Origin of the sequence: Bacillus sp. PS217, from assembly GCF_037963535.1 — a bacterium.
Taxonomy (GTDB): domain Bacteria; phylum Bacillota; class Bacilli; order Bacillales; family Bacillaceae; genus Bacillus; species Bacillus subtilis.
The window spans coordinates 432,062-447,497 of record NZ_CP150157.1 but is presented as its reverse complement, the minus strand read 5'-3'; the positions used below and the strand labels follow the sequence as shown (position 1 = coordinate 447,497).

Annotated in this window: 3 protein-coding genes and 2 pseudogenes; all 5 read right to left on the bottom strand. The window is 50.1% G+C overall.

Features of this window, described 5'->3' with window-relative positions:
• Window positions 1-55 precede the first annotated feature (55 nt).
• A complete protein-coding gene (srfAD, locus tag NSQ83_RS02365; protein ID WP_003234568.1) occupies window positions 56-784 on the bottom strand; it encodes a surfactin biosynthesis thioesterase SrfAD in 729 nt (242 codons plus the stop codon).
• 28 nt (window positions 785-812) lie between these two features.
• Complete coding sequence (gene srfAC, locus NSQ83_RS02360; RefSeq protein WP_198878968.1) at window positions 813-4,640, bottom strand: surfactin non-ribosomal peptide synthetase SrfAC; 3,828 nt, start codon at window positions 4,638-4,640, stop codon at window positions 813-815.
• A gap of 36 nt (window positions 4,641-4,676) precedes the next feature.
• Window positions 4,677-12,206, bottom strand: a pseudogene (gene srfAB, locus NSQ83_RS02355) (surfactin non-ribosomal peptide synthetase SrfAB); the annotation flags it as partial.
• Entirely contained in the window at window positions 12,152-12,292 is a 141-nt protein-coding gene (comS, locus tag NSQ83_RS02350; protein WP_010886404.1) for a competence protein ComS, read from the bottom strand. The gene comS and the pseudogene srfAB (NSQ83_RS02355), both read right to left, overlap by 55 nt.
• Before the next feature lie 43 nt (window positions 12,293-12,335).
• Window positions 12,336-15,425, bottom strand: a pseudogene (gene srfAB / locus NSQ83_RS02345) (surfactin non-ribosomal peptide synthetase SrfAB); the annotation flags it as partial.
• Window positions 15,426-15,436: the final 11 nt, after the last annotated feature.

Below are 15,436 nucleotides of genomic sequence, written 5' to 3'. Positions count from 1 at the left end.
AGAAATTGGCATTCAACACAAAAAAAGCGGAACAGCCGAAGCTGTCCGCTTTTGATCACGGTTGAATGATCGGATGCTGATTCAAGATCGCAAAAATCCGTTCTGCGACTTCTTCCGTTTGTGACAGCAGGAACATGTGCCCGCCGTCAAATTGATGGAATGTGATGTCTTTTGCCCACTTCTTCCACCCTTCCGCATCTCGTATGCACTTTTTATCATCAAGCCCGTTAAAGACATGAACAGGCGACTGGATCTGGGCCAGATCGTAAAGCTCAAATTGTTCAAGAGCCCGGTAATCTGATCGGAAAGAAGGCAGGAAAAAGGACATGACCTCCTTATTTTCAACAAGCTCTGCGGGCATTCCGCCTAATTGGATAATATGATCGAGAAACTGATCATCAGGCAGATGGGACACTTTCTTCCGCTGAATATGAGGCGGCTGGATTGCAGAAATGATAACCGCCTGCGGAAAGATGCCTTCACGCTCAAGCTTTTGCGCCAGCCTGAAGGTGATCATTCCGCCCATACTGTGTCCGAACAGCACAAACGGCCGATCAGGGCGAAGGTTCAGTTCTTGCTTGTACAAATCCGTCAGCTCTTCGAGATCCTCAATGGCTGACGTTTGATTCGTGCCGTGTCCCGGCGGCTCGGCAGCGAGCATCTCGCACTCCCCCTGCAAAAAAGCATGGAGAGGGCGAAACGACGCCGAATAGCCGCCGGCAAACGGAAAACAGATGAGCTGTGTTTTTTCCGACGCATCAAATGATTTGAAGAGTTGGCTCATTGGCTGTCTCCTCCTTTCATCACTTCATTTATGAAACCGTTACGGTTTGTGTATTAAGAAATTCGAGCAAAATCTCCGCATTCCTATCTAGCGTTTCGCCCTGCAGCATTTCTGCGTGTGTTCCGAAGCCTCTTTTCACACGGTAAACACCTGTTGTAGCTTCTTCCCATGATGCAAGCCATTCCGGCATGTCAAAATCAGCGCCGGAAGTCAACAGATCAATATCTGCTTTCACCTGGCCTGTGCTGATCAGGTTGACGTAGTATGAGTAAAAGGCATGTGTTTTTTGCTTGAGGCCTTGTTTGACGGCTTCGCTGTTGAGCGCTTCATTGTCCCGATTGACATTCATCAACGCTTCGACATCACTTTCAACCGTGCGTCCGTCCAGATCACTGACACCTTGTTTTTTATAGGAATCGACCATGATGATCCGCTGAACAATACGGCCTTGTTCCTCAAGCTTTTTCGCAGCTTCAAACGCCAGGCTGCATCCCGCTGAATATCCAAACAATGTTAAAGGCCCTTCCGGCTGCAGCTTCTGGATCAAATCCGCATAGCGGTCAAGCCGGTCTTCCTCCTCAATAAAATCAAAGGCGCACAGCTTGTATGACGGCAAGCGGCTGGACAGATTTTGGTACATAAGGCCATAGCCCAAGACCGGCGGGAATGCGAAAATGATCTGCTCCTGATCCTGATTCATTATCGTTACATCCTGCAAGCCATCAGGGCCCCCGTTTTTCACATACGCTGAAATACCGGCGATCGTCGGCGCTTCAAACAAAAGCTTTACTGGAAGATCAATCCCAAGCTCTTTCTTAATGCGGGAAGCGGCGGTCATTGCCTTTAAGGAATGCCCTCCGAGCGCAAAGAAATCGTCATGAATGCCAATTTGCTTTCTGCCGAGAACCTCAGACCATATTTGTGCGATTGTTTCTTCCATCTCGTTCCGCGGTCCGATCCATTCTTCCGCCAGCTGATCCTGATCAGGTTTTGGGAGCAGCCGTTTATTGACTTTCCCGTTCGTCGTTAAAGGAAGCTCATCCAAGAAGGTAAAGGTTTGCGGCACCATGTAAGCAGGAAGCTGTTTTTTCAGGTGCGCCTTCACGTCCTCAGCTGAAAGCTGCGTCCGGTTCACGAGGTAGGCATTGATTGATGCATCGCCAGACTCAGGGCGGTCCGCCACAACGACCGCATCTTTCACACCTGGGTATTCCTGCAGCTGCTTTTCGATTTCTTCAAGCTCAATCCGGTGTCCACGTATTTTGACCTGGTCGTCAATACGGCCGGCGTATTCAATCGTTCCATCCGGCAGCCAGCGCGCTAAATCCCCTGTGCGGTAAAGCGTTTCTCCCGGCTTGAACGGGTTCTTAATAAACTTTTCCTTCGTGAGGTCAGCACGATTTACATATCCTTTTGACACGCCCATTCCGCTGATGCACAGTTCACCGATCGCCCCGAATGGCTGGAGATGGCTTTGCTCGTTCAGAATATAAACACTGGCATTGCTGATCGGCTTTCCGATCGGCAATGAGGAGATGGAATCCGGTATATCATGCACGACGTGAGCAGTCGCAAACACTGTTCCCTCAGTCGGCCCGTAGCAGTTAATCAGCTTGCCCGGCCCCATGACCCGCAGCGCTTTTCTGACATGAGGCACTGACGCGCGCTCTCCGCCGAATAATATACAGCGTAGTCCCTTCATCCAATCCTCTCCCGCATCCGTGAGAAGATTAAATAGTGCGGTTGTCGCAAACATGACATTGACATTCTCTTGCAGGATCAGATCTGTGAGCCGTTCTGTATCAAGCAGCGTATGTTCATCTGCGATAATGAGCCGTGCCGCATTCAGCATAGAAGCATAGAAATCAAAGGTAAATGCGTCAAAGGCGTAATTGGAAACAGATAAGAATGTATCTTTCTCAGAGAATGCCATGTAGTCTACATGCTTGACCAATCCTTGAATATTGGCATGAGTGGTGATATTGCCCTTTGGCTTTCCGGTTGTGCCGGACGTGTACATGATATATGCCGGATCATTAGGATCAATCGCGGTTGCAGGATCGCTTGCCTGTTCTTCAAACCGTGTTTGATCATCAATGAAGAGCGTTGTGCCTGTATACGGCAGCTCAGCCGCTTGTTCTTTCATCTTCTGATGCGTCAGAAGACAGGCTGCCGCACTGTCAGCCAGCATATACGAGATTCGGTCCTCTGGCAGCTTCGGATCAACCGGCAGATAGGCTGCTCCCGCCTTTAATACACCGAGAATGCCGATTACCAGTTCAAGTGAGCGCTTCGTGTACAGCGCTACAACAGAGCCTTTGCCCGCACCGTGTTTTTGCAGCCGGCGTGCAAGGCGGTTCGCTTCCTCATCTAATTCGCGATAAGACAGGGTCTGGCCGGAATACGTAAGCGCCGGCGCATCCGGATTGACGTTCACTGCTTCCTTGAACCAATCCGTCAGAGGCTTTGTTTCATGAGCTTGAGCCGGCGGGTTTAAGCCGGTTAGCAAAAATTCTCTCTCCCTGTCGTCAACGAGGTTGATCGTGCTGACAGGCTGATCCGGATTCTGGATGAGCTGCTGAATTGCTGTGAGAAGCTGAGATTTCAAGCGCAGGATAAACGCCTCATCAAACACATTCTCATTATAGGCAAGCTTAATCAGCATCTCATCTCCCGGGGAAGCCATCAGGTTGAGATCATAATTCGACTTCTCAAAAACATGAACATCCACCATATCAAAGCCGTTTTCACTGCTTTCTTCATTTTTCGCATCCTGAAGCGGATAGTTCTCAAAAACAATGATGTGGTCAATCAGTTTCGGCTGATCGGCCTGGCTTTGGATGTCATAAAGCGGCACATATTGGTGCGGCTCAGACTGCAGCGATTGCTCCTGCAGCTGCTTGAGCAAGCCGTTAAATGTGATACCCTCAGACAGCTTCACACGTCTCGGGACAACGTTGATAAACAGCCCGACCATATGTTCAACGCCTTTGATTTCCGCGGGACGCCCTGAAACAACTGTACCGAAGGCCAAATCGCCAGACTGCTGATAGCGGCTGATCAATACGCTCCAGACTGCCTGCAGCGCCGTACTTAAAGTGGTATGCTGCGATTTTGCAAGCTCAGTAAAAGCCTTTGTTTCCGCCTCCGGCAGTGAAAAGAGCAGCTCTTTCGGCTCATAGCCGTCCTTCTGTTTCTTCCTTTGCTCCGCAAACGTCGTTTGTCCTTCAAAGTCCTCCAAGTACTCGCGCCAGTAGCGGAGCGATGCTTGTTTATCCTGCTTTTCAAGCCACTTGATGTAGTCTTTATACGGTTTGACGGGCGGCAGGCTGTACGGCTTTTGTTCGCGCAGAGCATTGTATACCTTAAATAGATCCTGTACGACGATGCCGAAGCACCATCCGTCCAAAATAATGTGGTGGTAGCTCCACACCCATTCAAAGCTTTCTTCAGCTTTCTTGAAAATGGCTGCCCGCATCGGAATATCCCGCGTCAAATCAAAACCCCTGATCTTATCCTGTTCTTTGTACTCATTGATTTTGGCTGTTTGCTCGCTGCCCGTTAAGTGTGTCAGATCGATTTCTTCTATTTGGAACTGCCGTTTTTTCAATACGACTTGGACAGGTCTTTTTACTTTTTCGTGAATGAACACGGTACGAAATACATCGTACCGGTCCATGATCACATTCATGCTTTCTTCAAGACATTTGATATTCAAGCTGCCTTTTACTTTCATCGTGATTTGTTCAAGGTAAAAGCTTTGGCCGGGATTCAGGATGGCATGAAAAAGCATCCCTTCCTGCATCGGCGATAGGTAATACATATCTTGAACCTGATCCTTGCTAAATTGACTCATATGTTTCGCTCCCGCCTTCTGTAATTCCCTTGCGTTTTATTTTAAATTCTCCTCAAGCATGTCAAAGATATCTCCCATCTCGTCCATTTCAAGGTCTTCGGCGCTAAAGTCGCTTGGTGTGAATTCCTTGTCTTCTTTTTCCGTGCAATGGCGGATTAGCATCAGGAGGTTTTCTTTAAACCGTTCCATTTGCTCCTCGACTGTAGCTCTTTCAAACTCCTTCTCATTGTAGGAGCAGGAAAGCACAAACCGGCCGTTTCTGATCATGCCGCTGAAGCTTAAAGCGTACAGCGCCTCTGATTCTCCGCTTACTTGGCGCCCCATATCGAAAGCGGACGGTTCAAAGAAATCGGTTTTGACTTCACTGTCGAATTGGCCCAAATAGTTGAAGCTGATCTCCGGTGTGAAGCCCTTTGTTTCCGCTGTTTCTGTGAAATAACGAAGAATGCCGTAGCCAACACCTTTGTCCGGAATGCGGCGCAGGTTTTCTTTGACTGTTTTGATCACAGCCGAGGCATCTGCGTCAGATATGTCGAGCACAACAGGGTATTGTGCCGTAAACCAGCCGACCGTTCTGGAGATATTCACATTCGGGATAATGTCCTCCCGGCCGTGTCCCTCAAGGTTAATGCCAATTTTGGCCCCCTTTGTCCATTCTTTCATTGTCAAACCGAGCGCGCTGAGAAGAATATCGTTGATTTCAGTTCCATATGGCTGATGAACATCTGTTAAAAGATGCTTAGTGTCTTCTTCCGTTAATTCACATAGGACGGATGATGTATCCTTGACGATCCGCTGCTCTGTTTCACAATCCTTCGGTAAAGGAGAAACCTGTTCAGCGGCAATTTGCGACCAGTATTCAGCCTGCTGTAAAAGATGCGCTGATTGGCTGAATGCCGCCAGTTCTTCCGCCCAATCCTTGAAGGAGTTTGTTTTTTGCGGGAAGACAAGGCTCTCTTCTTTCTCAGCCTGCATGTAGCCTGAAGCAAAGTCTTCAAGCAAAATCCGCCATGACACACCGTCGACCACGAGATGGTGTACAGCAATGAGCAGGTGATCCCCAGCTTCTGTGCGATATTGCTCCGCCTTTAAAAGCGGCCCGGTTCTCAGATCGAGACTGCTTTGCAGCTTGTTCGCGAGAATCTTAATCTGGCTTCTCAGCATCTCTTCATCGGAGCCGTACAGGTCCACGATTTCGAAGCTGACCTTGCTCTCACCGATCGGTTGATACGCCTGAACGATGTCCCTGTTTTCCTCACGATAGACCATACGAAGCGCGTCATGATGCTCGATCAGCGCCTGCAATGTTTTCTCCACCCGTTCAGGATCAAAGCCCTTCTTGGCGTGAAGCATCACAGATTGGTTCCAGTGGTGCTTGTTCGTGAAGTTCTTTTCAAAGAACCAGCGCTGGATCGGCGTCAGGATGACTTCGCCCTCCACCGGGCCTTGGTCTGCCTGTTTGCCTTCGGCACGCTCTACGTACTGGGTGAGCTCTTCGATCGTCGGGTGCTGGAAGAGATCTTTCATTTCCAGCTTCCAGCCGTGCTGGTTCAAGCGGCTCGCCATTTGAATTCCTTTGATGGAATCTCCGCCAAGCGAGAAGAAATTGTCGGTGACACCGACTTCAGACATTCCAAGCACGTCCTGCCAGATGCCGGCAAGCAGCTCTTCCATGTCGGTCGTCGGCGCTTTGTATTCTCCGCTTCCCGCTTCGATGTCCGGCTCAGGCAAGGCTTTGCGGTCCACTTTGCCGTTTGCCGTAACCGGAAGCTCGTTCAGCGTCACCCAGAACGCCGGGATCATGTAATCCGGCAGGGTTTCCTTCAGTGCTGATTTCAGTGCTTCTATGTCAGCTGATTCCGGTGTGACATACGCCGCGATCGCTGTGTTGCCGCCTTTATCTTTGACAGCTGTCACCGCCGCATCCTGCACCTCAGAAAGCTGGGCGAGCTGGACTTCAATTTCTGAGAGCTCGATCCGGTAGCCGCGGACCTTGACCTGCTGGTCGATCCGGCCGATGTATTCGATGCCGCCGCCTGTCCACTTCACCAAATCGCCGGTGCGGTACATGCGCTCACCCGGCACAAACGGATCAGCGACAAACCGCTTCGCGGTTTCGTCTTCTCGATTCAGATAGCCGCGTGCCAGTCCGCGCCCCGCCACGCAAAGCTCTCCGGCTACGCCTTCCGGCTGCACCTGATTGCCCTCGCCGAGAATGTATACTCTCGTATTGGCAATGGCCCTTCCGATGGAAAGCGAGCCTTCCTCCGGATGGATTTCTGCGCTTGTGGCAACGACCGTATTCTCTGTCGGCCCGTAGTTATTGACGAGTGTGTACGGCTTTTTCACTGCGCGCTTCAGCTTGTCTCCTCCAGTAAGCAATACGCGAAGTGATGTGTTCTCAAGCTCCATGAACTGTTCCGCAAGCTGTGTCGGCAGGAACGTGATCGTTACGCCGTTCGTTTCAAAATAATCGTTCAGGCGGACGATATCGAGGCGGATCGCTTCATCAATGACGTGAAGCTCGGCGCCGATCGTCCAGGTTGGAAACATCTCCCAAATGGAAGCGTCGAACCCAAAGCCCGCGTACTTCGCACTGCGGTCCTCCGCTGTCATGCTGAACGCGTCGTGGTGCCAGAAGCACAGGTTCACAAGCGCATGGTGCTCGACCATGACACCCTTCGGCTGTCCGGTCGTTCCAGACGTGTAAATCATGTACGCCAAGTTCTCCGCGGTTACAGCGGTTTCTGGATTTTCCTCGTCGTTTTCATCAAGCGGCAGGCTTAGAATCGTGCGGCTTCCGTCGAGAAGAATGACATCTCCCGTATAGCTGTCCGGCACTGAAATGCCTTCCTGTTTCAAGAGAAGCTTCGCGCCGCTGTCCTGTAAAATATACTCAATCCGCTGATCCGGATAGTCAGGATCAATCGGCACAAACGCCGCTCCGGCTTTCAAGACGCCGAGCACCGCGGCGGACATTTCAAGCGACGGCTTCGTGAGAATGCCGACACGGTCATCCGGGCTGATGCCGCAGTCCATCAGAATCCGCGCGAGACGATTCGCCTTCGCATTCAGCTCGCCGTACGTCCAAGACTGGCCGTTGTATGTGACAGCCGGGCGGTCTTTGTGGCGCTGGACAGTCTCTTCGAATAGCTGATGAACCGTTTTGTCTGTCGGCACAGGCAGCGCTTTGCCCTTCCATGCCTCAAGAAGTGCTTGTTTTTCTGTCTCGGTGACGAGTGACAGGCTGGAAAGCGGCTGGTTCGGGTTATCCGCAACAGCCTTTAGTAGCCGCAGAACGTATTCGCTCCATTTTTCAGCTGTTTCTTTTGCGAACAGATCTGTCGCATATTCGAGCTGCAAGCCAATGCCATTTTCATCAGTAAATCCGCCCAGTGTCAGATCAAACTTAGAAGTTCCCTGATGAGCCTCATAAGGTGAAATGCTCAGATTTTGCAATGTAAGCTGTTCTTTATCAGGGTTTTCTGTCGTCACCATCACATTAAACAATGGGTTTCGGCTCATATCCCGAGGGAGATCAAGCTGATTAACCAGATCTTCAAACGGATACTCCTGATGCTCAAGCGCTGACAGGTTCGTCTGCTTTGCTTGCTCCAAAAGCTCCGCAAATGTTTGCTGTTCTTTCGCTTCCATTCTCAGGGCAAGTGTATTGACGAACATTCCCGGCATGTCCTGAACATCAGCATTCGTCCGGCCGGCAGTAACGGAGCCGATGACGATATCCCGCTGTCCGGAAATTTTGCTTAAAAAGACGTGGAAAACAGCATGGAGCACCATGTGCAAGGTCGTTCCGGTTTCCGCAAGCAGTTTTTCTACCGCCTTTGCCGTCTCACTTCCCGTACGGAAACGGATCGTATCTCCTTTAAAGCTTTGCACAGGCGGACGGGCGTAATCGAGCGGGAGATCAAGCTCTGGCAGCTCGCCTGAAAGAACTGACATCCAGTACGCCTCATGCTCCTTCATCCGTTCTTTTTGCTCAGCTTCATTTTTCCAAACGGCGAAATCTTTATAATGAAGCGCCGGCTCCGGAAGCTGCTCTCCTTTGTAAAGCAGCGCCAATTCTTTTACAAAGATGCCTCTTGAGACGCCGTCTGCGATGATATGATGCATATCTAAAAGCAGCAAATGTTTTTTCGCTTCTATTCGAAGCAAAGCTGCGCGAATGAGCGGTGCGTCGTTTAAGTCGAATGGCCGGATAAATTCCTTAATCTTTTGGTCCGCTTCGTCTTCTTCGGCTTCAAACACATGAAGATCAACCTCCGCCTTCTCAATGATGCGCTGAACAGGCTCACCATTAGCTTCCATAAATGACGTCCGCAATGATTCGTGACGGTTCACAAGCTGATTGAGTGAGTCGCGCAGGCGCGAAATATCAAGCTCTCCTTCCATTAGAAGAACAGATGGCATGTTGTAGCTTATCGTCTGGCGGTCAAGCTGATTGAGCACGTACATCCGTTTCTGTGCGGATGACAATGGATATATAGCCTGCTTGTCAGCCGGTTTGAGGACTTGATGGCCGCCTGAAACGGCAGACGCCTCCATATAAGCCGCCAGCTGGCGAACAGTCGGCTGCTCGAACAGTGCTTTAAGCGGTACGCTTTTCTCCAATTCCGCCTGAATGTTGGCAATCAGCATCATCCCTTTTAATGAATGGCCGCCTAAATCGAAAAAATTGTCATCAATGCCGATGGCTTCTATGCCAAGCGTTTTCTGCCAAATGCGGCATAAACTTTCTTCAAGCGCTGTCTCCGGTGCGGCCAAGGCCTTGCCTCCGGATTGTGCCGCGTTAGGCTTCGGCAGAGCGTTTCTGTCGGTTTTTCCGTTTGCCGTCAGCGGAATCGCGTCAACCTGCACAAAGAAAGCAGGAATCATATGAGACGGCAGTGTTAGGGAAAGCTGGTACCGGAGCTCTGCTTTTTCAATATCTTGATCCGACGTATAATACGCGCAAAGCTCTTGAAGACCGCCCTCGGAAACCGCTAGTACAACCGCTTCTTGAATTCCGCTGAGGCTGAGCATGACCGTTTCAATTTCTTTCGGCTCAATGCGGTAGCCTCGGATTTTCACCTGATCATCAGCCCGGCCGATAAATGCAAGCGTACCGTCAGAAAGTCTTCGTACGACATCTCCGGTTTTGTACATGAGGCTTCCCGGCGAATATGGATTTTCTACAAATCTCTCGGCTGTCAGCTGAGGCCTGTTGAGATACCCTCTCGCAAGCCCCTGTCCTGTGATATAGAGCTGTCCGCTCGCTCCCGGCGGCACAAGCTTCAATGCTTCATTTAAGACAAGCGCGCCGGCATTCGCAATCGGCCGTCCGATTGTCGGGCGTTTCACAAATGTATCCGGCTCAGACAGATCAACCCGCCCGGCGATGGCGCCGATCGTTGCTTCTGTCGGGCCGTAGTGATTGATAAATTCGGTATGTCCATACATCTTACGGAAGGCGAGAACATCAGTCGGGATGATTTTTTCTCCTCCCAAGACGATCAAGCGCAAGGATTCAAAGTTCGCATCTTTTGCAAAACTGGAGGTGTTCACTATTGTATGGAACAGAGACGGTGTCAGTTTGATATATGTGATCCCATGCTCCTTGATATAGTGCGCTATTTCATCCGGCGCCGTATAGGTTTCCTTCTGGACGATATGGAGCTCGCCCCCGCCCAGAAGTACAGGGAACATGCTCGTATAGCCAAGGTCAAATGCGTAAGATGAAAGCAATACAGTCTTATCATTTTCCGTCAGGCTCGCCTCTTCACTAAACCAAGAGACATAGTTTGTCAGATTGCGATGCTCAATCTGCACGCCCTTTGGCTTTCCGGTCGTACCGGACGTATAAATGACGTATGCAAGATTGCGAGACCCGGAAATGGATGATGGGCGCTCCTTGCTTTCATTTCTCCATTTACCGTCATCAAGGCTGACGATTGTCCCTTCATATTGCCCAATAGCCGTCATGTTTCTTTCATTCACGACCGCAAATTTTGCTCCGCTGTCCTCTAATGAATAACGGATTCGTTCTTCAGGTGTATCAGGATCAATCGGAAGGAAAGCTGCCCCCGCCTTCATGACACCGAGAATGGATACCATGACTTCAGCTGACCGGTCCATAACAATCGCGACGATGTCTTCATTTCCGGCCCCTTGGGCACGAAGATGATGCGCCAGCTGGTTCGCCTGTTCATCAAGCTCGCGATAGGTCAGCAGATTTCCGCCAGCCTTCACCGCAGGATGGTCAGGTGTTTGCTGGGCCTGTTTTTCAAAAAGAGCGGCAAAGGTTGCTTCGGTAATTTGAGTCATATGTCTTTCTTCTAGCAAAGCAGCTGTTTCTGCAGATGAAAGCAGATCTACATCAGACAGCCGAACGTTTGGATTAGCCGCGGCCGCTTTGATGATATTGACAAAGTGGCGGCTCCAGCGGCGGATCGTCTCGTCCTTAAACAAGGCAGTCGCATAGTCAAAGCTTAGGCCGATATCCTCTTCACGCTCGACCGCTTCCAAGGAAAGATCAAATTTCGCAACATGATGAAGCATGGAATACGAGGAAATCTTCAAATCTCCTAATCTTAATGAAGGAATCTCCATATTCTGCATGTTGAACATCACGCTGAACAGCGGACTTCTGCTTGTATCCCTTGTAAGCGGAAGCTTTTCAATCAGCTCCTCAAGCGGATAGCTCTGGTGCTCGAACGCTTGAAGGCTGGCTGTTTTGACCTCTTCAAGGAATTGCGCGAAGGTTTTATCTCCCGCTGGTGCCGTTCTGAGTGCCACCGTGTTGACAAACATACCCGGCACACCTTGCAGATCAGGATGTGTTCTGCCAGCTGTCGGCGAGCCAACAATGATATCATCCTGTGACGCGTACTTGGAAAGGAGTACATTGAACGCCGCCAGCAAAAACATGTATATCGTCGTATCTGTTTCTGCCATGAGCGATTTGATTTGAGCCGTGATTTGCTTATCAAGCCCAAACATCACGCGTTCTCCCGCAAAGCTCCGTTCAGCTGGCCGCTCGAAATCCGCGGGAAGATCCAGTATTGGCAGTTCGCCTTTAAAGACATCGAGCCAGTATTCCTCATCTTTTTGATAATTAGTTTGTTCTTTGTGCCAAACTGCGTAATCTTTATAGTGAATTTGTGGCAGTTCCAGATCTGCGCCTTGATATATTTTGGCAAGATCACCGATTAGAATGCCTGTTGAACTTCCGTCAGTAATAATATGATGCATATCAATGAGCAGCAGATGGCGTTTTTCTTCCAGCTGGACAAGCTTCGAACGGACGAGCGGCGCGCGGTTTAATTCAAACGGCTGAACAAATGCTTTGATTATCTCTTCCGCGTCTTCTTCCCGTCCCTTGGCAGCCTCCAGCTGGAACGATATGTTTTTATGAACGGTTTGCACAACCTCTCCGTCGATCATGTCAAACGATGTACGGAGGATTTCGTGCCGGTTGATTAATTGCTGAATCGCGTTTTCAAGCCGGTCTTTATCTACTTCTCCCTCCAGCAGAAGTACAGCGGGGACGTTGTAGCTTGTGTTTGCTTGTCCAAGCTGATTGAGGATATACATTCTCCGCTGGGCCGGGGATACAGGATAATGCTGCTGATAAGATGCTTGCCTGATCGGTTCAAACGTCTGCTCCTCCTTGCTTTCGTTCTCTTCCAAATACAGTGCCAGTTCTTGAATAGTCGGCTTTTCAAAAAGCACTTTTATCGGAACTTCCTTATGAAAATGCTCTTGAATTTTCGCCGTCATCATCATCGCTTTCAAAGAATGACCGCCGATCATAAAGAAGTTATCGGTAACGCCTGCTCTGACGCCGAGTATTCCTTCCCAGATCTCCGCTAATTTCTTTTCACTCTCTGTTTTTGGTGCTGCGTATTCCGGCTGCACGGCTTCTGATTGCGGTGCAGGCAGTTCTTTTTTATTGATTTTCCCGTTTGGCGTGAGCGGCAGGCTGTCCATTTGAATCAGGTGGGCAGGGACCATATAGTCAGGCAAAGACTGAGACAGTGTTTTTCTCAGCTCACTCACAGCCACTTCACGATCCGCCGTGAAGTACGCGCAAATTTCATTTTCATCTGCTTTGTTCTTGCGGATGATCACCGCAGCCTCTGTCACATGCTCAGCCATGTTCAGTTTTGTTTCAATTTCGCCAAGCTCAATTCGGAAGCCGCGCACCTTCACTTGGTTGTCGATTCTGCCTAAAAATTCAATATTGCCGTCCGGCAGCCATCTTGCCAAGTCACCAGTGCGATAAATTCTCTCACCCGGTCTGAACGGATCTTCGAGAAATTGCTTCTCTGTCAGCTCAGGGAGATTGACATACCCACGCGCTACACCGATTCCGCCTACGCAAAGCTCACCAGGCGCGCCGATTGGCTGCAGGCATTGCTGCTCATCCAGGATGTAGGCAGTGGAATTACCGATCGGCTTCCCGATTGGGATAGAGCCGCCATACTCGCGGTCGATCAGAAAACTGGTTGAAAATGTCGTGTTTTCTGTCGGGCCGTATCCGTTCCACAATGAAAGCGACGGCGATGCCTGTTTTACTTTGCTGACAATATGCGGGACAAGGGCGTCTCCGCCGATGATTAAATGGCGCAGTGTGCCGAACATACCCGCATCCTTTGCAGCAAGCTGGTTGAATAAAGGTGATGTCAGCCACATGGTTGTGATGCTTTGCTCACGCAGGAATGCAGCAAATTGTTTCGCATCAAGCAGCGTCTCTTTTTTGACCGGATAAAGCGCTGCGCCATTCAGCAGTGCGCCGAATACCTCAAACGTTCCGGCATCAAAGCTGACAGCTCCCGTTTGCGCCATGCGGTCCTCTTCAGTAACAGGAACGTACCCGGCATTTTTGACGAGGCGCAGAATGCTTTTATGTTCGATCATGACGCCTTTCGGTTTGCCCGTTGAACCGGATGTGTACATGATGTACGCCAAATCAGACGGGGCGGATGGCAGGTTGAGATTGTCAGCTTCGCCATCTTCAATGCCTATGTCCAGGGTAAGAACTGGCACCTGCAGCTGATGTGCCTGCCCTGTATAAGAATTTCCGGTCAAAACCATTCGAACGGAGCTGTCCTCTGCCATGAAACGAAGACGATCCCCCGGAAGCGCTGGATCAAGCGGCACATATGCGGCGCCTGCTTTTAACACAGCCAGCATGCCGACAACGGTTTCTACTGAGCGATCGTTCATAATCGCTGCTGTTTCCCCTTTTTGAAGGCCTTGTTCGACAAGCTTTCTCGCCAGACGGTTAGCCGCTGCATTCAGCTCACGGTACGTCAGCTCGGTTCCTTCATATACGACGGCAGTGCTCGCCGGCGTCCGTTTCGCTTGCTCTTCAAACACTTGGTGAACAGCCATTCCTTCAGGGAGTTCGGCTTTCGTGCTGTTAAACACCTCGACAATTTGACGCTGCTCTTCGTCTCCCACAAGCCCGTACTCACGCACAAAAGCGGCCGGCTGATCGACAGCTGCTTCCATCATGCGGGTAAGGTGCTCCGCTGTCCGTTCGATAAAAGCGGAATCAAAGGCGGCTCCGTTATATTTAATTTTGACGGTCCATGTTTTGCCTGGATACACAATCAGGTTGAAATCGAAGCTCGTTTGTTCAAATGCGCTTTCTACCTTAATCGAAAACCCGAGGCGGTCTTCCATGCTGCCGTTTTCAAGCTCTTGATCAAGCGGATAATTTTCAAACGCGACCAGATGGTTTAAGAGATTGCCATCAAGGGCTGAGCGTTTTTGAATCTCATAGAGCGGCACGTAATCGTAACGCTCTGCCTCTACTGCATGCTGCTGAACAGCTGTGAAAATATCAGCGAATGCAGCATCTCGTTCAACTTTCACCCGCACCGGAATGGTGTTGATAAACAGCCCCGCCATCGTTTCAATTCCGTTGATTTCAGACGGCCTTCCTGAGACGACCGTTCCGAAGACAACATCATCCGTAAAGTTGTATTTGCTGAGAACAATGCCCCAAACGGCCTGAAATAGGTTAGGCCCTGTCACTTGATGGAGATTTGCGGTTTGCTGAATACGGGCAACCAATGTTTCGTCCCATGTAAAGGAATATTCTTTATTGACGTATTCGTCTTTTTTCACAGGCAGGCGGCCCGGGAGCACGCTTGGCTGTTCAAAACCCGCCAAGCGCTCGCTCCAGTAGCTCTCCGCTTCTTCATTGTCCTGTTTTCCAAGCCACTTGATGTAATCGGAATAAGGCTTGCCTTGACCGTTTGCCGGTGTCCTGCCTGCTCTGAGCGCTTCATAGTTTTGGAACAGGCTTTTCATGAGGACGCCCATGCTCCAGCCGTCCATCATAATATGATGATTGCTCCAGACAAGATACAGCTGATCTGCAGCAAGGCGGAAAACCGCCACCTTGAACAATATGTCTTTTGCCAGGTTAAAGCCTTGGCGCTGAACGTCTTGTTTGTAACGCTCAATGTGCTCCTTCTGGCGATTCTCGTCTGCATGACTGATATCCTCATAATGCACCTTTGTTTTGCGTTCCGCTAACACGACCTGACGCGGTTTTTGCAGCTGCTGATGCACAAATACCGTACGGAGAATATCGTATGACCGAATCAGTTCATTGACGCTTTTCTCAAAGATTTCAAGATCAAAAGCGCCGTGAATCCCAAGCTCTAATTGTGTGAAGTACGAGGAAGAATGCGGATCAAGCATCGCATGATACAGCATTCCCTCCTGCATTGGTGTCAGTGCGTACACCTTTTGAATCGATTTTTTGCTCATATGCCACCTCT